The following is a 26,033-nucleotide window of genomic DNA, read 5'->3' as shown; positions in this document are numbered from 1 at the left end:
ACATTTTTAATGCCTGAAGCTGGGCATTAATGCTGGTATTCCCGGTAGCATACCGACTATTGCCATTACACCCGTCAGTAATACAAACATAATAAGTGGTACTATCCAGCGGCTGGTAGGGGTAAGCTCAGCACTTCTTTCTTTACAGCCAATTAGGCCTAAGTTATCCAGTAGCATAGTTAAAGACCAACCAAATGCTGGATTTACGAGTGATGAAGCAAAGACCACAATAGCCGCAGATTGCGTTGTTTTGCCTTCACGCGTCATTTCCATACCCGCTTCTAGTAACGGTATAAACACACCCACAATCAAGGCCACACAAAGCACTGGTTGCCAGATTGCTAAATCCATAGGGTAACCCCAAATACCGGCAATAATACAAAATAAGGCTGTTAAAATAGCGCCTGCAGGAATAGGGCGTTTTGCAATGGCAGCAGGTACGATATAAGTGCCCCAAGAAGACGCGAAATTAGCCCCGCCAAATAGTGAGCCACAGGTTTGGCGAACAGACGCACTAAGCATAGTGTCATCAATATTCATTTGTACTTTTTCAGTACGTTTAGGGTAACTAATCTTTTGAAATACTTGATGACCTAAAAAGTCCGGTGACCACATAGCAACAGCTAAAACAGCAAATGGTAAAACAACCACAAAGCTTTCTAACGTTGGCAGGCCGAGCATCCAGCCGGTGTTTTCACCCCACCAATACATTGGGTTCATGTTGGGCAATCCCGGTGCTGTTTTAAATTCAAACGGTGCACCTAAAGCAAATGCCGTAAGGCCGCCAATAAGACAGCTAAGTGGGACGGCAAGCCAGCGTTTTTTAAAGTGCTCTAGTAGAGCATAAAGTAAAATAGTGGCAAGAATAACGATAAATGCAATATGCGTCATTTCAATACTTTCGGCCCACGTAAATAATTTCTTAACCTGAGAAATAGTGCCAATAAAGCCTAGGTAAATAAGTAATCCCCCGCAAACCCCTTTACTGGTGAGCCTCGCGAGCAAACTACCTCCTTTAGTTATAGCTAAAATAAATCCAAAAGCACCAATTAATAAGCCAAACGCCATTGGATGGCCACCCGCCGCAACAACAATAGGAATTAGTGGGATAAGTGGGCCATGTGTTCCTGCTAAATTTGCAGTAGGTAAAATAAAACCTGAAAATAAAATAATAAACAGCGCAACTATAAGCAGCTCGTAGCGGACGTTTTCTAAAACGAAGGCATCGCCGAGTCCTAATGGCGCAGCAAAGGTGGCAGCAATCGCCCCAACCATGACAATTTTACCTATGGTGCCAGCCATTGCAGGAATGGTGTCTTCTAATTCAAATCGATAATCTCGAAAAGGTAGATTAGCCCGCCAACGTTTAGGCTGCATGATCTGCAACTCGTGTTCAAGGTATTCATCTCTGGTTTCAAACTCAGAGCTAGGTTTATGAAGGTTCGCATAACTGTCAGAAGTCGCTTGTTGGTGATCTTCATTTTTAGGTTCAGGTGCTTGATTACCCTGTTGTGTTGTTGTCATAACTACTCCGGCAACATAATTGCTAACTCAAAATACGCATTCAATATAAAAATAGCTTTTATTATAATTATATAAAAAGCGTTTAATGTTGAGTTACCAGAGTAAAGCAACCCGCAGCAAGTTGGGATTAGTCAAAGGTCTAGTTTTTGTGATTAATTAAAATGGTAAGGTGAGTAATAAAAGGCTAAAGAATAAAGGCAAAGACCCATTGGCCTTATTATATAAAGTTTCCAATGGGTCCCACTTTTAAATTATTATAAACTTACTAAATTTAGTCTATTCAACTCCAATAAACCCGCCTGTTTGGTGTGACCAAAGTGCGGCATAAATACCACCTTGCTTGATAAGCTCTTCATGACTTCCTTGTTCAACAACACCGCCTTCGTCTAGCACTATTAGCCTGTCCATTTGTGCGATGGTCGATAACCGGTGTGCAATGGCGATTACGGTTTTGCCAGTCATTAAGTCGTCAAGGCTGGTTTGAATCGCGGCTTCTACCTCTGAATCGAGAGCGCTGGTGGCTTCGTCTAAAATTAGGATCGGTGCATCCTTAAGTAATACCCGAGCAATTGCTATACGTTGGCGCTGTCCGCCTGAAAGTGTTACACCGCGCTCACCTACTTGGGCATCAAAGCCTGTATTCCCTTTACTGTCAACAAGGTCATAAATAAACTCAAGGGCTTTGGCTTGTTTGGCCGCGGCTATTAATTCTTCATCAGTCGCACTCGGGCGACCATATAAAATATTGTCTCGTACTGAGCGGTGAAGTAGGGAGGTGTCTTGAGTAACCATTGCAATGTATTTGCGTAAGCTTTCTTGGCTTACTTTTGCAATATCTTGGTTATCAATGGTAATACTGCCCGAATCAACATCATAAAAGCGTAGCAATAAGTTAACTAAGGTCGACTTACCTGCGCCGGAGCGACCCACTAAACCAATTTTTTCCCCCGGTTTTATGTGTAAATCAAGGCCATTTACGACGGGGCCGCGATGCGTTTCGTTAGCCGCTTTACCGTAATTAAAGTACACGTGTTTAAACGAAATATCACCGGCAGTGATCTCAAGTGTTGAGGCATCTTCTTGATCATCTACCTCAATGGGGGTTGATAGTGTTTTCATGCCATCGACGACAGTGCCAATATTTTCAAATAAGCTGCTTATTTCCCACATTATCCACTGCGCCATGCCATTTAAGCGTAGCGATAAACTTATTGCTACAGCAATGGCACCCGCACTAATTGCACTTAATGACCATAAATATAAAGAGAGTACCGCGATACTAAATACTAATAAATAATTTAAGCTATTAATGGCAAAGTTAAGGCTGGTAACTAAGCGCATTTGTTTGTACACAGGCTGCAAAAATACATCCATGCTGTCTTTTGCATATTGTTCTTCACGCTGGGTGTATGAAAATAGTTTAATGGTGGAAATATTCGTATAGCTATCGACAATACGGCCGGTCATTTCTGAACGCGCGTCCGCTTGAGAGCTGGCAATACGTTTAAGTTTTGGTACAAAATATACTTGAATCGCGGCGTAAAGTACCAGCCATGCCAGCAATGGAAGCATTAAACGCCAATCTGACTCGGCGACTAAAAACACCATGGCACCAAAATAAACGACTATATACACCAGTACATCAAGTAGCTTCATAACAGACTCGCGTACAGCGAGTGATGTCTGCATCACTTTGGTGGCAATGCGCCCAGCAAACTCATTTTGGTAAAAGCTGACACTTTGACGTAGTAAATAGCGGTGTGCGAGCCAGCGAATTGACATAGGATAATTACCCAATAAAGCTTGGTGTAATATGGCTGAATGAAAAAATACCACCAGCGGTAACACTACCAGCAGTACTACGGCCATTTTTATTAACTCAGATTTTTGTTCAACAAATAACGTATCAGGTGTATAGCTGCTTAACCAATCAACAAGCTGGCCCATATAACTAAACAGTGATACCTCTAATATGGCAAGTGCTGCAGCACTTAGCGACATAAGTATCAGTGATACTTCCATACCTTTGGTATAGTGACGGCAAAAGGCAAACAAAGTGCCTGGTGGTTGAGTGGGTTTATCTGTTGGGAATGGTTTGGTCATCCGCTCAAATAGTCGATACATTTTAATGGCTTAATTATCTAGACAATATTCTATATTATAACATTGTAATCTTACTCTAGGTGCGATATTTGTTGGGACTGGTCGTTAAACTTACAGTATTTATACTAAGCTCACGCTCAGTGCTTGACTTAAAAGAGTCGCTTTAATCAAATCGGACTTGTAAGGTTAATGCCTTGTACCATATATAAATCGTCATAGCGTAAACCGCCATTGCCATATGGGTTATCGTGTGGACCTGTATTGCAGTTAGCTAAAAAATATTTTAATGGTTTTTCTCGTTTCATACGAAAATCTGCATTTTTATATGCAAGTGTCTGCGTAGAAAACTCGCCACCTTTGATATAAACATCATAACGCTGCCCACCTTGTTTATGTGGTTTGTTATTTACTACGTACCATACTTCATACCATTGGTTCTCAGACATGGGTTTTGCATTTTGTTGTTTATTTACAGAAATAATATCCTTATAGCCCTGATCTGTTTTAACCATAAGCGCACCGGTATTTTTAAAGCCATTAGACTCCATTTTATCGGTTATGCGTAGAGTCGGCTCAAAGGAGTCATAGCCTTGCTTATTTATTTTATCAGGGGCTAAATTACTTAAGCCAAAAGCATGGTTGTTTGGAAAGGCTGCCACATTAATACGTATATAAAATGTGTATACTTGCCCGTTTTCGACCTCATTTGGTAACTTTAAGTAACTCAAGGCTTTACGATTACCAATTAAGCCGTCTTTTGCTGGCTTTTTAAGTAAAAAATTATTTTGAGTTTTATTAAGTTGTTCTGTTTTTATAGTCGTTATTTGTGGCTTTTTTACCCGGGGCTTTGTTTGGTTATCAGTATCGATTAGTTGCCACTGTGCTAAAGTATTTAGTTCGAAATTATCAATGAGCTGCCAATCATGATCCGTTTTAACCTGTGCTAAAGCTATATTGCTATAAATAGTTGTGGTAATAAAAAGTAATAAGGCGTATCTATTTTTCATAATCTTCTCAGCATGACTTGGGTACAGGATTAGCTTGTTTTTCTTATATTAATATATGGGGATAGTGCATTGCACACTATTTTACCAAACAAGTTTGGATATTGATTTAACAGAGCCATGTTGTTATTGGTCTCAAATTTTTTGCGGTTGTGTTTTTACTTTACTATTGTTCGATGAACAATAAATCAAATAGGTAAACACCATGAGTTTTAAACTAGTCAACGCGTCGCTTTTATTTAGCTTTGCTGCGTTATCGTTTTCAGCCTCTTCAGTGGCAACAATTCAGTATCAAGAACAGCAAAAGCTTCACGATATTGCAGCGAGTGTATCGGCATCTCGCATTGAAAGTGACATTCAGTCTTTAGTTGATTTTGGTACTCGCCATACTTTGTCTGAAACCAAGTCAGACACACGCGGAATAGGAGCTGCAAGACGTTGGATAAAAGCAGAGTTTGAAAAAATATCTGCCGAGTGTGGTGGTTGCTTAGAAGTGATTGAAGTAAAAGATACTATTTCCGGTGAAAAGCGCATTCCAGATCCTGTTGAGGTGGTTAATATTATTGCCATACAACGAGGTCAAAGTGAGCCAAATCGTATGGTAATGATGTCAGGTGATATTGACTCTCGCGTGAGCGATGTGATGGACTTTACCAGTGATTCGCCAGGCGCTAATGATAATGCCTCGGGTGTTGCGGGTGTGATCGAATCGGCGCGAGTGCTTTCAAAGCATAAGTTTAATGGCTCGATTGTTTATGCAGCGCTGTCAGGTGAGGAGCAAGGCCTGTTTGGCGGTAAAATATTAGCCGCTCATGCACAAAAGCAAGGTTGGCAAGTTCATGCGGTACTTAATAATGACATGATTGGTAATATTACTGGTATCAATAGAGTAACCGATAACACCACTGCGCGGATATTTTCTGAAGGCACTCGTGTAATTGAAACCAAAGAGCAAGCGCATACACGTCGCTTTACTGGTGGTGAGGTTGATTCAGCAAGTCGTAACCTCGCACGCTATATTGACACCGTTGCTGAGCGCTATATTGAAAGCCTAGATACCATGTTGGTTTACCGTTTAGATCGCTTTGGCCGCGGGGGGCATCATCGTCCATTTAATGATATGGGCTATGCTGCAGTGCGGGTAATGGAAACTAACGAAAATTATAACCACCAGCATCAAGATTTGCGTACTGAAAACGGCATTATTTATGGTGATACAATCGATGGTGTTGATTTTGATTATGCAGCCAAATTAACCGCACTGAATGCGGTGAGCCTTGCATCAATGGCGTGGGCGCCAGCACCACCTAATGAGGTTGAAATTTCAGGCGCAGTGCAACCAAGCACTACATTAAAATGGCAAAAAAAATAATGATAAAGCCACAACGGGATATCGTATTTACTGGCGTTACACAAGCGAACCACAATGGCAGTTTAGCCGTTATGTTGGCAATGTAAGTGAAGCGACTTTAAAAAATGTAGTTATAGATAATTATTATTTTGGTGTGGCTGCAGTTAATGCACAAGGAGTTGAATCGCCCGTTGTATTCCCAGGCGATGTAGGTGCATTTGAACAAAACTAACATAAGCTCATAAAAGAGAGTGTGCGATTGGCAGTTCATTTATGTTTTATCGTAACTCTCCTTCGTTTTTGTTTTTCATTTATATTCATCTATACAGCATAAAAATCGACATAGTTTGATTTTTATCTTCAGCTTTTTTCACGTTTAAAAGTTAAGTATTCATAAAAGTAGTGTTAAGGTGTGCTTAAGTTTATGACTTGAATAGCCTTATTATATGAAATACAAACTAGATCATGTTTATTTTAATATTTGATATATAAAACTTTTTTGAAACGGAAGAATATTTATGAATTACATTCATTCTACAATTGAGCACTTAAAGCAAACCAGCCCCGCACAATGTGAATTTTATCAGGCTGTTGAAGAGGTGCTTGAGTCACTAAACCCTGTACTTGATGACTCTGAGGTTTATCAACGCAATGCTATTATCCAACGCTTAGTTGAGCCTGAGCGACAAATTATGTTTAGGGTCCCGTGGGTAGACGATAAAGGCGATGTGCAGGTTAATAAAGGGTATCGTGTTGAGTTTAATTCAGCTTTGGGACCTTATAAAGGAGGTTTACGCTTTCATCCGAGTGTAAATGCAAGCATTATTAAATTTCTTGGGTTCGAACAAATCTTTAAAAATGCATTGACTGGTTTGCCTATTGGTGGCGGTAAAGGTGGCGCTAATTTCGATCCTAAAGGGCGCTCCGACGCTGAAATAATGCGCTTTTGCCAATCGTTTATGACAGAGTTATATCGTCACATAGGCCCAACTACAGATGTACCAGCGGGTGATATTGGTGTTGGAGCAAAAGAAATTGGCTATATGTTTGGCCAATATAAGCGCCTAACAGGCCGCTATGAAGGTGTGCTGACCGGTAAAAGCTTACTATGGGGTGGTTCATTAGTACGTAAAGAAGCGACCGGTTATGGTGTTGCGTATTTTGCCAATAATATGCTTGAAGCTAATGGTGATACTTTACAAGGTAAACGCTGTTTAGTATCAGGATCTGGTAATGTAGCTATTTATACCATTGAAAAGCTTTATCAATTAGGTGCAACGCCAATCAGCTGCAGTGATTCCCGGGGTACTATTTACCATGAAGCTGGGGTTGATCTTACTCTTATAAAAAAACTTAAAGAGCAATCAAAGGGCTGTTTAAGCAGTTATATCAATACTTATTCTAATGCTAAATATATTGCCCGCAATGATTATCCTGTAGATGGTCATGCTGTATGGCGCCTTCCAGCAGATGCTGCTTTCCCATGTGCCACTCAAAACGAATTAACTCAAGCCGATGCACAAGCATTATTAAGCAATGGATGTAAATTGGTTTCAGAGGGCGCAAACATGCCTTCAACTAAAGAAGCCATAGACTGCTTTATTGAGGCTAAAATAGCATACGGGCCAGGTAAAGCGGCCAATGCCGGTGGGGTTGCCACCAGCCAACTTGAAATGGCACAAAATGCCAGCATGCAAAGTTGGACGTTTGAAGAAGTTGATCAAAAGCTGCAACAAATTATGAAAAATATATTTGTCACAGCCAGTGAAACGGCTACTGAATTTGGTGAACCTGGAAATTTATTACTAGGAGCTAACATAGCTGGCTTTAAACGTGTTGCTGATGCCATGATTGAACAAGGCGTCGTTTAATTGCTGAGATAGACTTATAGGCTGCCTCGTTTGCAGTGCAGCCTAATTGCCAATTCCATCAACTTTGTATTTAAAGCTCTTTTTTTAATGCTACACTTTGCTCACCTAAAACCTGTTTTTATATTTAATGCAAAAACTTCAATTAATCTTGTTTATTAACGGCTGTGTGTGCTTCCTTTTTGGTTACCTGCGTTTATTAAGCGATGAAAAGGGTAATGTTGATTTGCATAATTACCGGTTTACCGGTGGTTTAGGCCGTGTTTTATATGGTTTTTATGTTGGAAGTTGTGAACTATTATCCGCTGAACGTTCTCGCGAAAGTACATCTGCTATTAGTATATTTTGTGGCTTAATACTGTTTTTAATTGGGTTTAATATTTAGCAAAGCGCTTCTTTATTACTTAGAGAAACGTTAGGTTGATATGAGACAGCTAATTGTAATTAATTAAAGTGACCTAACTTATTACCCTTAGAATTCGGGCTGAAAGTTAGGTCTTATTGCTTAGGTGATAGCGTAAATCACGAAAAAGCGCAGTCTTTAAGCTCAGTTTGCATTTGCTCACGCATTTTAAATTTTTGTAATTTACCCGTTACTGTCATCGGGTAACTGTCTACAAAACGAATGTGTCTTGGAATTTTAAAATACGCTAGTTTGTCTTTTAAGAAGTCACGAATTGCGTGCTCATCTAATACAGCATCGTCTTTGGGTTGTATCCACGCGCAGACTTCTTCACCATATTTTTCATCGTTTATGCCAAATATTGCCGCATCTTGAATACCTGGATAGGTGTAAAGCACTTCTTCTATTTCTCTTGGTGAAATGTTTTCACCGCCACGGATGATCATATCTTTAATGCGACCAACAATCGTGACAAAACCTTCTTCATCCATCACCCCTAAATCACCAGAATGTAGCCAGCCATCAGTGTCGATTGTAGCGGCTGTTTTTTCTGCATCGTTCCAGTAACAGCGCATAATGCCCGCGCCGTGGCTGCATATTTCACCGGGTAAACCTATTTTTTGAATGTTACCCAGCTCATCAATTATTTTAACTTTAGTATGGGCAAGGGCACGGCCCACGGTTTTTACTTGTTTTTCGATGGGGGAGTCTATTTCAGTTACATTATTAATCGGGCTACACTCGGTTTGACCATAACCAATAACAATTTCGCTCATGTGCATTAGTGTTTGCACTTTGCGCATCACCTGTTCAGGACAAGTAGAGCCTGCCATAATACCAGTGCGCAAGCTTGATAAATTAAATTGCTGAAAGTCTTTATGTTCAAGCTCACTGATAAACATAGTGGGTACACCATGAAGCCCTGTACAGCGCTCTTGCTCAACCACGCTTAAGGTTGTTTTAGGATCAAACGAGTCGCCAGGAAATACAGCCGTCGCGCCTTTACTTATGCAAGTTAAATTTCCAAGCACCATGCCAAAACAATGATATAGGGGTACGGGAATACATATTTTATCATTAGCGGTTAACTGCATTGCATTCGCCATGAAAAAGCCATTGTTAAGAATGTTTTTGTGGGTGAGCGTGGCACCTTTTGGGTTGCCAGTCGTACCAGAGGTAAACTGAATGTTAATGTCTTGATCGGGTTTTAATGTATCTGCTAGTGCATCGAGTTCAATTTTATGCGCAGCCGTGGGGAGGGTTAAAATATCATTAAAGCAAAACATACCCGGCGCCGCTTCGTCACCAATACGAATAATGTTTTTAAGTGTTGGCAATGCTTTAGCGCGCAAGCTCCCAGATTCACTATGGCTAAGCTCAGGGGCAATTTCGTTCAGCATTTTTAAGTAGTCACTTGCCTTAAAAGCGCTTGCAGTGATAAGTGTTGAGCATTCTACGGTGTTTAATGCATAACGCAGTTCATTAGGGCGGTAAGCCGGATTGATACAAACCATAATGGCACCAATTTTTGCGGTTGCAAACTGGGTTAAACACCACTCGATATTGTTAGGTGACCAAATGCCTACACGGTCACCTGGCTTAACGCCAAGCGCAAGCAGCGCCATCGCTAATTGATTGATTTTAGTTTGGTACTGTCTATAGCTCAAACGTACATTTTGATGAGTGACAATAATAGCAGGGTGATCTGGATTATTGTCGACAATGGAATCAAAGTATTGTCCGATGGTTTTATTTATTAATGCCGGGGTTTGCACACCTGTAAAGAGGCTCCTTGTGAGTGTTTTATTGTTACCTTCTGAATCATGTTGTTCAGTTGTGGAGTGGGTTACTTGCATTACATGCTCCATAAATCAGTGTGAGAGGTTGGGGTTGCAATACTAAATAAACATAAATTGTCGACAAGTAAAAGTGGTATTAGACTAATGTAGTGTGTTGTTTGCTGCTGTGAAAATGATTACGGGCATAAAAAAACGCGCATTAGCGCGTTTATTTAACGTTTATAATTTTTTATATCTCATCACTACGATATGTTTTTTTCATGATGTAGACATAAGCATTAACAAACGCATTTTCCTGATACTTTTTAAGGCCGGTATCTTCAAAATCAATCGGGATAGGATTACGTTTTAATTGTTCTTTTATTTCAGTTGGGCTAAATACTTGCACATCTAAATTGTCGATAAGTTGGATGGCGGTTTCCATTTTAAACCCTTTCGCGCTACCCGCAAATTTACCCTTTGGCTGGCGTTCACGAATTGCCACTGAGTCTATTTGATAATCTTGCATAAGTTTTGCAAAATCAAACTGGAATTTACGCATTACTTCGCTGTCATTCCCGTTAGCTAGGGTAAACCGAGTTTGACGTACATCACGGATATCAAATACGTCATTATCTTTACTTAAAATACATAGTAGTACGTCACTACCTGTAATATCTACACCGCATGTTCTCATGGTTTTTCTCTACAAAACTTAATTGCCGACATTATATACCCAAACCACCTCAAGATGCGAGGCATCCACTTAAGCTATTACTTAAAAAGTAAGGGTAATACTAATCGCACTATGATCGCTGGTACTGAGATCTTCCTCTTTTAACATGGGGTTTAAGTGTTTATCAAAACTTTGATAGCGCAGGGCAGCTACTTTTGAATAAGGGCTTTTGGGGTTAAAGTGTTCAGAGATTAAAATATAATCTAGTACATTTCCCTTTGTGTGATGATAGTGCGTAATGGGTTTTGCTTCTTTACTATTTTCACTGAGCAAATATGCATCCGTTAATGCAATTTCTAGAGCTGGGTTATTTTTAGTTGTTAAAGCTGGTTTTTTATTTGTACTTCTGTGTGCTTTGTTCGGTTTATTAATAAATGATAAGGAACTACTTTGTAAGTTATCATTAAAGTCTCCCATAATCAGGGTTGCACATTGACGCTGTTGCTGAGTGTGTAAGGCATCAAAATACACGATAGCCGCTTCGAGGGAGCGTGCAATTTGCGACTGCATAGTGCCAACCGTACTCTCTAATAATGTTAATACCGGATCCGTTTTGCTATGAACATTGAGTAACTCATTCATTGGCACAATACGCTGTGATTTAAAATGCACCACATAACAGCACAACTCACCAAGTAAAGGTAAATCAATTAGGCATTTGATAGGTATACGATTAAATTTAAATTCCGTTTGATTGGTTAAATACTTTATAAGTTGTGGTGAAGGCGTTAAAGGCTCACATTGTTTTATAGGATATTTAGCGGCAATTGCAACCACGGGGCTTAGCAACAACTGTGGGTATAATGGATCACAGCGAGGGGACTCAACCGTTTTAAAATGGCTATAGCCGTGCAGCTCACATAACGCTTGTAATTTATTGGGGCTAAATACCTCTTGAAAAGCAATAACATCAGCATGTGATTGCTGCAAAAAATCACTTATAAACGCTTGTTTTTGTCGCCACTGAGTTTGACTATAGCGTTCTTGCTGAGTGTAAAACGAGTACGGCGGCGCAGCATAGTTAAGTAAATTAAATGTGGCAAAACTGAGCTGCTCAGTATTGGCTATATTTTCAGGCTTGCTGGCAGGCATAGCGTATTTCCATAAAGAACAATCGGCTCAGTATGAAATGTCGGGATTATTTGTCAATTACTGGGGCTAAATACTTGTATTTGGCTGCATCAAACGAGACAATACCAATAATAGTTGCTCAGACTCAGCAACTATAAAAGCCTTTTGGCATGTTTCAGCAATGCTTATTCGTAAAAGCGTTGTAGAGTCACTCATTTTACTTTTAATAAATACATGTGATGCATTGTAGGCGTCACCACTGTAGTAAGGATTTATAATGCCAGTTATTACCCTTCCTGACGGCAGTCAGCGTAGTTTTGAAAACCCAGTAAGTACACTCGATGTAGCCAATGATATTGGTCCAGGCCTCGCTAAGGCGACCATTGCTGGTCGTGTAGATGGTACACGTGTTGATGCATGTGATTTAATCAGCGAAGATGCCCGTCTTGAGATTATTACCGCAAAAGATGATGATGGCTTAGAAATTATTCGCCACTCATGCGCGCACCTTATTGGTCATGCAGTTAAACAATTATTCCCTGAAGCGAAAATGGCGATTGGTCCAACTATCGATAATGGTTTTTACTATGATATCGATATGGAACACTCTTTAAGCCAAGACGATTTAGATGCAATTGAAAAGCGCATGCTACAACTGGCAAAAACTAACTACGACGTAGTGAAAAAAACCGTCAGCTGGCAAGAAGCACGCGATACGTTTGCTGCGCGTGGTGAAACTTACAAAATAGAAATATTAGATCAAAACATCGCACAAGATGACCGCCCAGGTTTATATCATCATGAAGAGTATGTTGATATGTGTCGTGGTCCGCACGTACCAAATATGAAGTTTTGCCAAAACTTTAAGATAATGAAAGTAGCCGGTGCATACTGGCGCGGCGATTCAGAAAACAAAATGCTTCAACGTATCTATGGCACAGCTTGGGGCGATAAAAAACAACTTAAAGCGTATTTAAAACGCTTAGAAGAAGCCGAAAAACGCGATCATCGCCGTATTGGTAAAGCCCTTGATTTATGGCACTGGCAAGAAGAAGCGCCAGGCATGGTGTTTTGGCACAATGATGGCTGGAGTATTTACCGCGAACTGGAAGAGTTTGTACGTGAAAAACTACGTGAGTACGATTACGAAGAAGTGAAAGGCCCAATGATGATGGACCGTTCATTATGGGAAAAATCAGGTCACTGGGAAAAATATTCAGACGCGATGTTTACCACCGAATCTGAAAAGCGTGAATACGCTATTAAACCAATGAACTGCCCAGGTCACGTACAAATCTTTAACCAAGGTTTAAAATCGTACCGTGATTTACCACTTCGTATGGCTGAGTTTGGTTGTTGCCACCGTAACGAACCTTCAGGTGCGCTGCATGGCTTAATGCGAGTGCGTGGCTTTACTCAAGATGATGCACATATATTCTGTACCGAAGAACAAGTTATGGACGAAGTGTCAGCCTGCATTAAGATGGTTTATGATACTTATGAGACGTTCGGTTTTGAAAAGATTGTCGTTAAGCTCTCTACTCGTCCAGAAAAGCGTATTGGCGAAGACCATTTATGGGATAAAGCTGAGCTTGCATTAGCGGATGCACTTAAAGCAAACGACATTGAGTTTGACTATTTACCAGGTGAAGGGGCGTTTTACGGCCCTAAAATTGAATTTACTTTGTACGATTGCTTAGACAGAGCGTGGCAGTGTGGTACAGTGCAGTTAGATTTTGCTCTACCAGAGCGTTTAGGTGCTACTTATGTAGCCGAAAATAACGAGCGTCGCACACCAGTTATGATTCACCGTGCGATTTTAGGCTCGATTGAACGCTTTATCGGTATCTTAACCGAAGAGTATGCCGGTTTATTCCCAACCTGGCTTGCGCCAAAGCAAGTGGTAATTATGAATATTACCGATAAACAAGCGCCTTATGTTAAAGAAGTTGTACAAAAATTAAATAAATTGGGTATTAGAGCCTCTGCTGACTTGAGAAATGAGAAGATTGGCTTTAAAATCCGCGAACATACATTAAAACGTATTCCTTACTTACTAGTTGTTGGTGATAAAGAAGTTGAACAGCAAGAAGTAGCAGTACGAACTCGCACAGGTGAAGACTTGGGCAAATTTAATGTTGATGAATTTGTAGCTAAAATTAGCGAAGAAATTAAGCATCGACAGTAAAATTCGAGTGTGTAGGGCATTAATAATAGGCCAACTGCACGCTTTTTAATTGATATTCTTGGAGGAACGTACCATTAGAGGCGGCAAGAAAGGGCAACAAACAGCTCAAAAAAATCGTATTAACGAAGATATTACAGCACAAGAAGTTCGTTTAATTGACATTGAAGGCGAACAAGCTGGAATTCAGTCATTACAAGACGCGCAAGCTATGGCTGATGCAGCGGGAGTTGATCTAGTAGAGATCAGCCCAAACGCTGAGCCGCCTGTTTGTAAAGTTATGGACTACGGTAAGTTCATCTTTGAAAAAAGCAAAGAGCTTAAAGAACAGAAGAAGAAACAAAAGCAAATCCAGATTAAAGAAATCAAATTCCGTCCGGGTACGGATGAAGGCGATTATCAGGTTAAGCTGCGTAACTTACGTAAGTTCTTAGAAGCTGGCGATAAAGCAAAGATTACTATTCGTTTTCGTGGCCGCGAAATGGCGCACCAAGAAATTGGTATTGAATTATTAAACCGAGTAAAAACCGATTTAGAAGACTTAGCAATTGTAGAGTCATTTCCAAATCGTGTAGAAGGTCGCCAAATGGTTATGATGATGGCACCTATTGCTAAAAAGTAATAATTCAGCGATAATACGCACCGAATTTAGCTCAGGTCTACAAGTAGTATGAAAATGCTCACCTGAGGTAACCGGTTTTGAAGTAAAGCTGCAGCACATAAGTGCTGAGTTTTCACCGGAATATGGCAGTAAGTTAGGCCTAAAAGTGGAGCTATAGCAATATATCTCACGCCTGCTTACTAATTTTAAAGCAATACATTTGGAGTTATTGCAATGGCTTATAAGCTAAAAAGTCACAGAGGCGCAGCAAAGCGTTTCAAGAAAACTGCTTCTGGCGGTTTCAAGCGTAAACAAGCGCATCTTCGTCACATTCTGACTAAGAAAACTTCTAAGCGTAAGTTACACCTACGTCCTAAGCTTATGGTTCATAAAAATGACCATGGTCTAGTTTCACGTATGTTACCATTCGCTTAATAGGGGTTTTTAGAAATGGCAAGAGTTAAACGCGGTGTTGTCGCACGTGCACGTCACAAAAAAGTTTTAAAACAAGCTAAAGGTTATTACGGAGCACGTTCACGTGTTTACCGTGTAGCTTTTCAGGCAGTTACTAAAGCGGGTCAATACGCTTACCGTGACCGTCGTGCTAAGAAACGTACTTTCCGTCAATTATGGATTGCACGTATCAATGCAGCTTCACGTCAAAATGGTCTGTCTTACAGCCGTTTTATTAATGGTCTTAAAAAGACATCTGTAGAAATAGATCGTAAGATCCTTGCAGATATCGCTGTTTATGACCAAGTTGCATTTGCAGCGCTTGTTGAAAAAGCAAAAGAAGGCCTAGCCGCTTAAGCTTTTTCATCTAAGTATTAAAAAGGAGCCTCTGGCTCCTTTTTTTGTTTGCCCAGCGAAGCTGGCAAACCCGATAGGCTGAAAGATGCCTTATCACCCTGACTAAGGGGAAGATAATCTGAATGGCAAGGGCGTCACTGGCCAACGGTGGGGTCTGAAGGAAGCCATAAGAAGTTAGAGGTACACAACTAACCGTAACCTGTTTCGGCAGTATTGGTGGGTCAGCGTGCAAAATAGCGCAACGCCCTATACTTAGTCAGACCAATACTGTGCTTGAGGGTGGGATTTCTAACAGGGAGCCAGTGCAGTAACTGGGGAAGCCTGGCATCTAAACTTAATGAGAGTAAGTGGCCTAAATTCAAGGTGAAAGCCAAGATTTAGTGTCGGTGTGAGGTGGCAGATGAACCCGTAGTAGTGAGTAAGGCTAGGCCGATGAAAGCCAGTAATGGTGTGGAGGGGAAAACCAAGCCGACCATCAACATTATGTTTGATGGGGTCAACTTTAGCCAAAAGCTTTAATTGATTGCGAAGGGGGGAAGTATTCTTTAAGCGTATGAAAGACGGGAACTTTTGTTTATCGGCTCACAAGTATTTCGACGGAAATAGCCAAAATATGACGGCCAAACAGGAATGTAGACGCTGAGAATTGAAGGGCGAGCAATGGAGTAATGACTGACCACTTAGGCAGATTGCCAAAAAAGGCTAGCACACCTAATGTCATCATGAAGAATCAGCGATAAGTAGAGTGACACGAGCAGACATACCGCAAGCAAAGGCAGAAAATGACAGTTTACTACAGCTTGTACGGACAATTATTAGACATTAATAACCTGTACAAGGGATTCAAAAAAGTGAAAGCAGCTAAAGGAGCGGCCGGAATAGATAGGCAGACCGTAGGCGCATTCGCCCTGAATTTAGAAGCAAACTTAAAACAACTGCAACTTGAGCTGCAAACCAAGCAATATAGGGCACAACCTGTCAAACGGGTGGAAATACCCAAAGATGATGGCGGTGTCAGAATGCTAGGTATCCCCGCAGTTCGAGACCGAATAGTGCAACAAACACTATTGAACATACTCCAACCGATATTCGACATCGACTTTCACCCATCGAGTTATGGGTATAGGCCGAAACGAAGCTGTCATGACGCTATCAGTAAAGCAAGTGTATTTATCCGTAAATACCATCGCGACTGGGTCGTAGACATGGATTTGTCGAAGTGTTTTGACCTGCTTGATCATGCTTTGATAATTAGGAGTGTTAGACGCAAAGTGACGGACGGTAGTATTTTAAAACTGATTAATCAGTTCTTAAAAAGCGGAGTAATGATAGGTGAACACTGGGAGGCTAGTACGATAGGAAGCCCACAAGGTGGCGTAATTAGCCCGTTATTGGCCAATATCTACCTAGATGCTTTCGATCAAGAAATGAAAAAGCGTAATCACCGAATAGTGAGGTATGCAGATGATATCTTGATTTTGTGCAGCACAGAAAAAGCAGCGCAAGAAGCACTTAAGGCATCCACCCAGATACTAGAGCGAGACTTGAAATTAACCGTGAACCAAAATAAAACCCATATTGCTCATAGCAGCAAAGGAGTGAAGTTTTTGGGAGTAGAGATAGGTAGCCAGTGGACACGGATACAAGCATCAAAACTCATCGGGTTTAAACAAAAAGTGAAGCAATTAACAAAACGTAACGGCGGCATAAATTTAGCAGAAGTAATAAAACGGCTAAATCCAGTTGTGCGCGGTTTTGTAAATTATTTTAGTATAGCCAATTGTAAACGAGAGCTAAAAGCCTTGGCAGGTTGGATCAGACGAAGACTAAGGGCAATACAGCTGAGGTTGTGGAAGAAGCCATCAAGGCTACATCGACGACTAAAGCAGTTAGGAAAAAAGCCACCGTTTAAGTTCATTAAGATGAACTCGTGGCGTAACTCACTAAGCCCTTTATCTTGTGTATCGATGCCAAACCAATGGTTTGAGGAGCTTGGTTTATATCCAATAGAAAAAGTGAATACGGGATGGCTTGCTTTATCGGCGTTTAGGAAATAAGTTGATAAAATGTGAAGGGTACAGGAGCCGTATACGAGGTCCGTACGTACGGTTCTGTGAGAGGGATGAGGCATAAGCCTCACCCTACTCGATGTGGCTGTTTAAAAATCAGACCGCCTTTGCGGTAAGCTTGTTAAAATATAAGGTGGGCGGTAGTGATCAATACGTTAATAACCCGATATAATACCGACAAACAATTAAGGTAACTGATTATTTTGAATTGGCAATCGTTAGTCGATAACCGTCAGCGTTTTTTCTGGGTATTACAGATAGCGGGGTGGATTGGCTATGCACTGGTAAATTACATTGGCTCAAAAGTATTTGAAATGCGTGATATTTACGTATTTGTAATTGTGCTCAATGCGTATGCAGGCTGCTTAATGACCGTGCCGCTGCGCTATATGTATCGAAAGGTGTGGAATTCATCACCATGGGTATTGATGCTGGTAGTATTTAGTGCATCGTATGCAACAGGCACCCTGTGGTCCGTCGTTCAAAAATTTAACCTGTGGGAAATTTATCGTCATGGCTACAGACCAAACGAATGGTTTTATTATTTTCAGCAGGGTCTAGATTCAGTTTACATAATTTTATGCTGGAGTGGTTTGTATTTTGGTATTAAGTACTACCAATTGTTGCAAAGCGAGCGTCAAAAAGCATTAAAAGCGACTACAATGGCCCATGAAGCACAGTTAAAAATGCTGCGCTATCAGCTTAATCCTCATTTCTTATTCAATACACTCAATGCGATCTCGACCTTAATCTTGGTTAAAGAAAATAAAGATGCTAATTTGATGGTGTCTAAGCTTAGTGAGTTTTTACGCTATACCTTAAATACAGACCCAATAAAGAAAGTGCCACTAGAGCAAGAGCTGCATGCACTGATGCTTTACCTTGAAATTGAACGGGTACGGTTTGATGAGCGTTTAAAAGTTAATATTGAAGTGAGTGACAAAGCCAAAAATGCTTTAGTACCGAGCTTAATATTGCAACCGCTGATTGAAAATTCAATTAAATACGCCATTGCACATTTAGCGCAAGGGGGGATGATTGACATTAAAGCACAAGTTTTTGCTAATGAGCTTTTATTAGAAGTAGGTGACAATGGTCCAGGTACAGAATTAAAAGATGGTCAATTAGTTAACTCACAAGGTGTGGGTGTGGCAAATACAAAAGATCGTTTAAAAACCTTGTATGAAAATAATTATTCTTTTGTGTTATCGCACAACACGCCAAGTGGTCTAAAAGTGAACCTTCGAGTTCCGTTTGAAGAGGCTGTGAAAAATGAACAAAATTAAAGCCCTAGTCGTTGATGATGAACCATTAGCACGAAAAGGTTTGGCAGTGAGGCTCGAAGATTTTGATGATATCGAAGTTGTAAAGCTTTGCTGCTCAGGCCAAGAAGCGATAGATGCATGCCAAACAGGAGATGTAGATTTAGTTTTCTTAGATATTCAAATGCCGGGTATGAATGGTTTCGAAGTGGCTCGTGCTTTAAGCAAGAGTATTAGAGTATTACCGGCTATTGTGTTTGTTACGGCATTTGACCAATTCGCGGTCAAAGCATTTGAGATCCATGCTTTAGATTATATTCTTAAACCAGTCGATGACGACAGACTAAAACAGGCGGTAGAAAAAGTGCATACCTATTTAAAGACGCAACAAGACAATGCCCATAAAAAGAAACTAGCCAGTTTTGTTGCCGGGATCACCGGAAATAACTGTGAAGAAATTTTAAAGAAATTAGCTACTGGTGATACGTTATCAGATCGTCGTTACCCAGAATCGTTGGCTGTTAAAGATCAAGGTGAAATTATTCGAGTGCCTGTAGCGACGATGCAATGGGTTGATGCGGCGGGTGATTATATGTGCCTTCATTGCCAAGACGGGCAAACACATATTTTACGCAAAACGATGAAAGAACTTGAACAAGAGCTCGACCCTCAGTTATTTGTGCGTGTACATCGCAGTGCGATTGTCAATACTAAGCAAATTAGTAAATTAGTCACGCAGGTAAGTGGTGAGTACTTGTTAGTGTTAGATAATGGTCAAGAGCTTAAAGTCAGTCGCAGCTATCGAGATAAAGTTAAAGCAGCGCTAGCTAGTTAATAAGTGAGTATTTAGCACTAACTTTAGTGGTCAAATAATAGATGTTGCTAAGGTAACGCTTTTAAAATAAAAAACGCGAGCCTCTGCTCGCGTTTTTTATTGTTAATCTGTCGCCTAGGCTACAGTAACAATTTTCATAGTATTTGTTGCACCAACGGTTTCCATTGCATCACCATGAGTAATGATAACGGTATCACCAGAGTGTAATGAACCAGCAGCAACTAACGTGTTTAACGCATCTTTAACCATACTGTCTTTTTCGCACTTTGTTGAGTCAAAAAATACCGGGTAAACACCACGGTAAAGGGCGCTTTGACCCAGCGTACTTGCATGACGTGACAGTGAGTAAATAGGTAAGCCTGAGCTAATACGTGACATAAGCTTTGCTGTACTACCTGACTCAGTTAACGTAACGATTGCTTTAACGGAATCTAAGTGATTTGCAGCATACATGGCTGATAGAGCAATAGACTCTGCATTAGATGAAAAACGGCTATCTACGCGGTGCTTAGAAACGTGAGTCTCTTTTTGTGATTCAGCACCTAAACAAACACGTGCCATAGTTGCTACGGTTTCTTCTGGGTAGTCACCGGCTGCTGTTTCAGCAGAAAGCATTACAGCATCTGTACCATCTAAAACTGAATTGGCAACATCCATAACTTCTGCGCGAGTTGGCATTGGGTTATCGATCATTGATTCCATCATTTGTGTTGCAGTAACAACAGTACGGTTTAATGCGCGAGCACGGCGGATAATTAATTTTTGCTTACCCATTAATGCGGCATCACCAATTTCAACACCTAAATCACCACGGGCAACCATTACTGCATCTGAGGCAAGTACGATGTCATCGACGGCTTCAGTTGTCTCTACCGCTTCTGCACGTTCAATTTTTGCAAGTAGCTGAGCTTTTGAGCCAGCTGCTTCAGCAAGTGAGCGGACATAACGCATGTCATCGCCACTACGAGGGAATGAAACAGCGATATAATCAACGTCAATTTCTGCTGCAGTTATTAAGTCTTCTTTATCTTTTTCAGTGAAGGCAGGGGCCGTTAGACCACCACCTAAACGATTAATACCTTTATTGTTCGATAAAACGCCACCAACAGTAACACTGGTGTGCACTAAGTGGCCTTCAACTTTTTCAACAATTAATTGAATTAAGCCATCGTTTAAAAGTAATAGATCGCTAGGATAAACATCTTGTGGCAGTTCTTTATAGTCAATACCGACAGCATTAACATCGCCTTGGCCTTTTTCCATCTTAGCGTCTAGGATGAATTTAGCACCAACATCAAGCGTTACTTTGCCTTCTTTAAAGGTAGAAACACGAATTTTAGGGCCTTGTAAATCGGCTAAAATTGCAATGTGTTTGCCTAGTCGATTAGCTATATCACGTACAGCTTGAGCACGGTCTTTATGATCTTGTGCTACGCCATGTGAGAAGTTCAAACGCACTACGTTTGCACCAGCACTGATTATTTTTTCTAGGTTGTTATCACGATCGGTTGCAGGTCCAAGTGTAGCGACTATTTTTGTGCGTCTAAGCATCAAATTCTCCTGTAGGCTTACTTAGGTAAGCAGATTGAGGGTTATCTTCGTTATTCTTACTTTCAATTAAGTAATTGAAAGTCACTTTATAAGGGAAAGTGTCATTTTATAAAACACTTAATAATTTTAAGTTACCAATATTTATACAAAACTTATTTTGCCATTATGACACCGGTGTCAGACGCCGTCAATGTGCTTGTAATTAAAACCATAAGATTGAAATTTTTGCCACGACGTTCGGGATGTTTGATATAATGCCAAGATTACGTACAGATAGTGTACGTAGCGTGGCATCAAACTGGCTCAAAGTATAATTTTTAATCTGTTTGGGTGCAATCTGCGCAAAAATATGTTCATTAACTAACCAAATAGTTGTTACCGAGGAGGACACTAAATGCAAGTTGCATTAGTAGGGTTAGGCGTTATGGGGAAAAATATTGCCCTAAACTTGATTGAAAAAGGGATAACGCTAGTCGCTTATGACAAAAACCCACATGCGGGTGAAGAATTATTAAGTTGTGCTAAATCTCAAGGTATGGCCGAAAGGCTGCACATTGTTTCTGACTTAAGAGACATGGTTAGGCGTTTAGAAGCACCGCGCTCTATTTTATTACTTGTTCCTGCAGGCGAGCTAGTTGATAGCGTTTGTAATGAATTAGTCGAAGCGGGCGTCGATTGTAATGATATTATCGTTGATTGTGGCAATAGTAATTATAAAGATGGTATTACGCGTAAACTTAAATACCAGAACAAATTTGAATTTGCCACAATGGGAATTTCTGGTGGCGCTGAAGGTGCCCGTTTTGGACCTGCCATGATGGCAAGCGGTTCTGAAGGTGGTTGGGGCCGTATTGAGCCGTGGTTTGAAAAAGTAGCTGCAAGTTACAATGGCGAGTCGTGTTTTGCACGTGTTGGCCAATCAGCTAGCGGCCATTTTGTGAAAATGGTTCACAACGGCATTGAATATTCATTGATGCAATTAATAGCTGAAGTGTACCAATTGTTGCGTATAGGCACAGGCCGAACTCCGCAGCAGGTTGCTGAGATATTTAATCAATGGGCAGAAGGCCAATTAAACAGCTACTTACTCTCTATTTCTAGCCATATTTTATCACTTGAAAATAAAAACAATATTCCACTGGTTGATTTAATTGATAACAAAGTTGGCGCTAAAGGCACGGGTCTTTGGACTGCGCAAAATGCATTAGAACTTGGTATTGCTGTGCCATCATTAGTGGCTGCTGTACAGGCGCGTCATTTAACAAATGTGTGTGATACCACTGCAGCACAAGAGATGACTTATGCGGCTAAATCAACGAACAAAGTTGATATTGATTTAGATGAACTTAAAGATGCGTTTACACTTGCAAGTTTATTAGCTTACCGTCAGGGGTTAGCGCTTATCAAAGGGGCGTCACGTACTCATCAATGGAAAGTAGATTTATCTAAAACATTACAGACTTGGCGCGCAGGCTGTATTATTCGAGCAGATTACTTAGACAGTGTTGCAGAGGGTGTTCAATTTATTGATACTCTTGAAAAAGAGTCGCAAGCACTTCGCAAAATTACCGGGCAAGCAGTCATGACTGGTTTGGCTTTTCCTGTATTAGGTGCCACGCAAAATTATTTAGCTACGCTAACAACACCGAGTAACGGGCATTTAGTACAGGCTCAGCGAGATTACTTTGGTGAGCATGGCATTAAAATTCACAATGGTGAATCATGTCATTTAACTGACTTGGTTGAGATAGATGCTAAGGTTCGTTAAGAACTAACTGTTTAATAGTATAAAGGCACGCTAATTAGCGTGCCTTTTTTATTGGAATTAATAAAACTTCGCGAAGCTAAGCTTTAGCGACTTAATTCACCGCGTAAGTTGTCTTGCATTAAATGGCGAATAGCTTCAATTTCTAAATTTTGACTTAGTAAGTAATGTAGCTTAGTTAAGCAAGCTTCTAGAGTCATGTCGTAACCGCTGAACACACCAATATTAAGTAGTGCATTGCCCGTTGCATAGCCGCCCATATTTACATGCCCTTTTAAACATTGTGTGAGGTTGATGATCACTGTTCCACGTTGGCTAGCATTTGATAATATATCTAAAAAGGTTGGATCTTGTGGCGCATTACCCACCCCAAAGCTTAACAGTACGAGTGCTTTAATATTATCGTTTACAAGACTGTTTACTACCTGTGAACTGATACCTGGGTATAAATAAAGTACACCAATTGGCTGTGGGGTAATGTTGGTTACTTGTAGCTCATTCTCAACGTAAGGACTTAATTGGCCTTTTAATAATTGAATACTAATACCAGAAAGCGCTAAAGGATCGAGGTTTGGCGATGCAAACGCATTAAAGCCATCAGCATGGGCTTTGGTGGCTCGATTACCGCGGAAAAGCTGATTGTTAAAAAATAAGCTGACTTCTGCAATAGGGTAGTTCGCAGCCAAGTACATGGCGTTGAGTAAGTTCACTTGGCCATCAGATCGCAGTTGCGATAGTGGAATTTGTGAGCCGGTAACAATCACAGGTTTAGTTAGGTTTTCAAACATGAATGATAAGGCTGATGCAGTATATGCCATGGTGTCAGTTCCATGTAGTACCACAAAGCCGTCATAATCTTGGTATTTACTTTTAATGTCGTCTGCAATTAATTGCCAGTGTGCAGGAGACATATCAGATGAGTCAATTAATGGTGCATATTCGTGTATATCAAATAAAGGCATTTCATCACGATTAAACTCAGCGTTATTAACGACAGTTTCGGTTAAATACCCGCTTGCAGGAATGTAGCCGCGACTCGATTTTTTCATGCCAATAGTACCGCCTGTATAAGCGATATAAATACGTTTGCGTTTCATAAAAAAGCCCAGTAAAAAAACTGGGCTTAGTATAACGTTAAGTTGTATGTATTACAGCATCAAGTGAAAGATTACTGCACCACGTTACAGACTAAGCAACGGGTATAAATACCTTGCGGGTCGTTATAGTCTTTTAAGTTATCAACCTCGCTGCCAAGCTCCTTAACTAAGCTTTGTAAATTAGCTTGGGTTGCAAGCGAGCTAACAGCACTTTTCTGGCTGCCAAGTAGGGCGCCTAATGAGACATTGCCAAAAATGTCTTGCATCATTTGCTCTTGTGGGGTCAGTGTTTGCTTAATCGTTTTAACTTCAAACAAGTCTAATTTAGCTAAAGCAGCGGCTGCGTCGATAGCATCTTGTTTATCGCCTAACTTATCGACTAAACCAAGCTCTTGTGCTTGTGACGCTATCCATACACGGCCTTGGGCAATTTTGTTTACTTGCTCTGGCGTCATATTTCGGGCATCGCCTACCACTTCTAAAAAGCGTTGGTAGGCATCTTCGACACTAAGTTGAATTATTTCAGCCATTTTATCATCAAGCGGACGAGCAATCGAAAAGCCCGACATTTCTGTGGTTGCAATACCGTCTGAGTAAACCCCAAGTTTTGCCATTGTGTTTTCAAAGGTCATAAAGCTACCAAATACGCCGATTGAACCAGTTATCGTACTAGGTGCGGCCCAAATTTCGTTAGCCGCTGAAGCAATCCAATAGCCACCTGATGCTGCAACTGAACTCATAGAGGCAATGACAGGCTTACCAGCAGCTTTAAGTGCGAGTACTTCAGCACGAATAACTTCTGAGGCAAACATACTGCCTCCGCCTGAATCAATACGTAGTACAACTGCTTTTACTTTTTCATCAAGGCGGGCTTTACGTAATAACGCTGCTGTTGAGTCACCACCAATTTCACCTGCTTTACGTTCGCCATCAACAATCGTGCCTCTAGCAACAACAACAGCTACTTTTTCAGTCATTGGGTTATCAAAAACAACAGGAGGCTTAACCAAGCTTAAGTAATCACGAAACGACACTTGTTTAAATGTTTTACCGGTTTCTTCAGTGCCGACAAGCTTAATTAATTGTTGGCGAATTTGTTGGTTAGATTTTAATGAATCAACCCACTGATGATCAAGTGCGTATTGACCTGAATCGCCATTAACCGCTTTCATTTTCGCTAAGTAAACGTCCATGGTTTCATCAAAATTTGTTTCATCAAATGGGCGAACATGAGCGATATCTTGCTTATATTCTTGCCATAAAGCACCTAACCAAACGCTATTTGCTTCTTTTGCTGCATCAGACATGTCGTTACGAATAAATGGCTCTACGGCTGACTTAAATGTACCCACTCTAAAGATATGTTGCGTTACGGCTAATTTTTCTAGAGCGTCTTTAAAGTAAAGCGGATACATGCCATAACCTTCAATCATGACACCACCATAAGGATGCATAGATACTTCATCGGCATGTGCGGCAATATAGTACTGTGCTTGGGTATAATAATAGCCGTTGGCGATGACTTGTTTACCTGTCGCTTTGAACTTATCAATAGACTTAGTGATGCGTTTTAACTTATTAAGGTGCGCACTAGGCATTTCTTGTAAGTCTAAAAGCAGTACAGTAATACGGTCATCTTTTGCGGCTTTATTGATAACCTTAACAATATCATCAAGTAATATTTCGCTCGGTGCCTCGCTATCCATTGTCGCGTCGTTTATTGCTGCTTCTATCGGGTCAACATAAGTTTTTTCTTCAACAATAGGCCCGTTTAAGTTGAGCCTAAGTACAGAGCCGTTTTCAACTGTAACTTTATCGCCATCACTAAACATTGAAACGATGATAATAAGCACGATCACTAAAAACAACAGATTCAATATTAATCGACGAGAAAAGTTAATTCCTGCCCATAAACCTTTAAATACCTTTGCAATCAAAATAATTCCTTAATTATGGTACTACCTAAACATTGTATTCATAGTAGCTTAGAATAAAAAAAAACTTAACTGTTAAATCGTAA

General features: G+C 40.6%; 19 protein-coding genes and 1 pseudogene. 10 read left to right on the top strand and 10 right to left on the bottom strand.

Annotation, left to right across the window (positions count from 1 at the left end; all coding sequences use genetic code 11):
* Positions 1-6: 6 nt before the first annotated feature.
* The 3 genes from ACT3S9_RS08075 to ACT3S9_RS08065 all read right to left on the bottom strand — a co-directional run bounded on the left by ACT3S9_RS08075 (position 7) and on the right by ACT3S9_RS08065 (position 4,634).
* Positions 7-1,524 carry a DUF3360 family protein gene (locus ACT3S9_RS08075; RefSeq protein WP_441836279.1) on the bottom strand — a complete coding sequence of 506 codons (1,518 nt, stop codon included), beginning with the start codon at positions 1,522-1,524 and terminating at the stop codon, positions 7-9.
* Positions 1,525-1,800: 276 nt separating this feature from the next.
* The gene (locus ACT3S9_RS08070) at positions 1,801-3,648 is read right to left on the bottom strand and encodes an ABC transporter ATP-binding protein (RefSeq protein ID WP_441836278.1); all 1,848 of its coding nucleotides are present in this window, start codon (positions 3,646-3,648) and stop codon (positions 1,801-1,803) included.
* Positions 3,649-3,794: 146 nt separating this feature from the next.
* Entirely contained in the window at positions 3,795-4,634 is an 840-nt protein-coding gene (locus ACT3S9_RS08065) for a hypothetical protein (RefSeq protein ID WP_441836277.1), read from the bottom strand.
* 202 nt (positions 4,635-4,836) lie between these two features.
* Between ACT3S9_RS08065 and ACT3S9_RS08060 the strand changes: the two are divergent.
* Together ACT3S9_RS08060 and gdhA are read left to right on the top strand one after the other, a co-directional pair.
* Positions 4,837-6,214, top strand: a pseudogene (locus ACT3S9_RS08060) (M28 family peptidase).
* 286 nt (positions 6,215-6,500) lie between these two features.
* Positions 6,501-7,853 carry an NADP-specific glutamate dehydrogenase gene (gdhA, locus tag ACT3S9_RS08055; RefSeq protein WP_441995014.1) on the top strand — a complete coding sequence of 451 codons (1,353 nt, stop codon included), beginning with the start codon at positions 6,501-6,503 and terminating at the stop codon, positions 7,851-7,853.
* Positions 7,854-8,372: 519 nt separating this feature from the next.
* On the opposite strand, the gene ACT3S9_RS08050 is transcribed toward gdhA, so the two are convergent.
* The 4 genes from ACT3S9_RS08050 to ACT3S9_RS08035 form a co-directional block, all read right to left on the bottom strand.
* Entirely contained in the window at positions 8,373-10,109 is a 1,737-nt protein-coding gene (locus ACT3S9_RS08050) for an AMP-binding protein (protein ID WP_441835399.1), read from the bottom strand.
* 172 nt (positions 10,110-10,281) lie between these two features.
* Positions 10,282-10,728: a DUF3010 family protein gene (locus tag ACT3S9_RS08045; protein WP_441835398.1), complete on the bottom strand. Its 447-nt coding sequence runs from the start codon at positions 10,726-10,728 to the stop codon at positions 10,282-10,284.
* Positions 10,729-10,809: 81 nt separating this feature from the next.
* On the bottom strand, positions 10,810-11,859 hold the full coding sequence (locus ACT3S9_RS08040; protein ID WP_441835397.1) for an endonuclease/exonuclease/phosphatase family protein: 1,050 nt from the start codon (positions 11,857-11,859) through the stop codon (positions 10,810-10,812).
* Positions 11,860-11,925: 66 nt separating this feature from the next.
* Positions 11,926-12,054 (bottom strand): hypothetical protein, encoded by a 129-nt coding sequence (locus tag ACT3S9_RS08035; protein WP_444750880.1) that lies wholly within the window; start codon positions 12,052-12,054, stop codon positions 11,926-11,928.
* A gap of 61 nt (positions 12,055-12,115) precedes the next feature.
* On the opposite strand from ACT3S9_RS08035, the gene thrS reads away from it, so the two are divergent.
* From thrS to ACT3S9_RS08000, 7 genes are all read left to right on the top strand, one after another.
* Positions 12,116-14,026, top strand: coding sequence for a threonine--tRNA ligase (thrS, locus tag ACT3S9_RS08030; RefSeq protein WP_441835396.1), 1,911 nt, complete (start codon positions 12,116-12,118; stop codon positions 14,024-14,026).
* Positions 14,027-14,084: 58 nt separating this feature from the next.
* The gene (infC, locus tag ACT3S9_RS08025; protein ID WP_441835395.1) at positions 14,085-14,645 is read left to right on the top strand and encodes a translation initiation factor IF-3; all 561 of its coding nucleotides are present in this window, start codon (positions 14,085-14,087) and stop codon (positions 14,643-14,645) included.
* A 213-nt stretch (positions 14,646-14,858) separates the two neighbouring features.
* Complete coding sequence (gene rpmI / locus ACT3S9_RS08020; protein ID WP_441835394.1) at positions 14,859-15,059, top strand: 50S ribosomal protein L35; 201 nt, start codon at positions 14,859-14,861, stop codon at positions 15,057-15,059.
* Positions 15,060-15,074: 15 nt separating this feature from the next.
* Positions 15,075-15,434 (top strand): 50S ribosomal protein L20, encoded by a 360-nt coding sequence (gene rplT / locus ACT3S9_RS08015; RefSeq protein WP_002960711.1) that lies wholly within the window; start codon positions 15,075-15,077, stop codon positions 15,432-15,434.
* Positions 15,435-16,216: 782 nt separating this feature from the next.
* Complete coding sequence (gene ltrA / locus ACT3S9_RS08010) at positions 16,217-17,491, top strand: group II intron reverse transcriptase/maturase (RefSeq protein ID WP_086960535.1); 1,275 nt, start codon at positions 16,217-16,219, stop codon at positions 17,489-17,491.
* 215 nt (positions 17,492-17,706) lie between these two features.
* Positions 17,707-18,789 (top strand): sensor histidine kinase, encoded by a 1,083-nt coding sequence (locus ACT3S9_RS08005; protein WP_441835393.1) that lies wholly within the window; start codon positions 17,707-17,709, stop codon positions 18,787-18,789.
* The gene (locus ACT3S9_RS08000) at positions 18,776-19,600 is read left to right on the top strand and encodes a LytR/AlgR family response regulator transcription factor (protein ID WP_441835392.1); all 825 of its coding nucleotides are present in this window, start codon (positions 18,776-18,778) and stop codon (positions 19,598-19,600) included. The genes ACT3S9_RS08005 and ACT3S9_RS08000 overlap by 14 nt, the downstream gene beginning before the upstream one ends.
* 114 nt (positions 19,601-19,714) lie before the next feature.
* Here ACT3S9_RS08000 and pyk read toward each other — a convergent pair whose 3' ends face one another.
* Complete coding sequence (gene pyk, locus ACT3S9_RS07995; protein WP_441835391.1) at positions 19,715-21,151, bottom strand: pyruvate kinase; 1,437 nt, start codon at positions 21,149-21,151, stop codon at positions 19,715-19,717.
* A 394-nt stretch (positions 21,152-21,545) separates the two neighbouring features.
* Between pyk and gndA the strand changes: the two genes are divergently transcribed.
* Positions 21,546-22,919 carry an NADP-dependent phosphogluconate dehydrogenase gene (gene gndA / locus ACT3S9_RS07990; protein ID WP_441835390.1) on the top strand — a complete coding sequence of 458 codons (1,374 nt, stop codon included), beginning with the start codon at positions 21,546-21,548 and terminating at the stop codon, positions 22,917-22,919.
* Between the two features lie 83 nt (positions 22,920-23,002).
* Here the strand turns inward: gndA and ansA are convergent, their stop codons facing one another.
* The gene (gene ansA / locus ACT3S9_RS07985; protein ID WP_441835389.1) at positions 23,003-24,013 is read right to left on the bottom strand and encodes an asparaginase; all 1,011 of its coding nucleotides are present in this window, start codon (positions 24,011-24,013) and stop codon (positions 23,003-23,005) included.
* A gap of 71 nt (positions 24,014-24,084) precedes the next feature.
* Positions 24,085-25,950: a signal peptide peptidase SppA gene (gene sppA / locus ACT3S9_RS07980; RefSeq protein ID WP_441835388.1), complete on the bottom strand. Its 1,866-nt coding sequence runs from the start codon at positions 25,948-25,950 to the stop codon at positions 24,085-24,087.
* Between the last annotated feature and the right edge of the window lie 83 nt (positions 25,951-26,033).

It is taken from the genome of Pseudoalteromonas sp. AOP31-A2-14 (assembly GCF_052378035.1).
Classification (GTDB): Bacteria; Pseudomonadota; Gammaproteobacteria; order Enterobacterales; family Alteromonadaceae; genus Pseudoalteromonas.
This window is presented reverse-complemented; position numbering and strand designations above follow the sequence as displayed.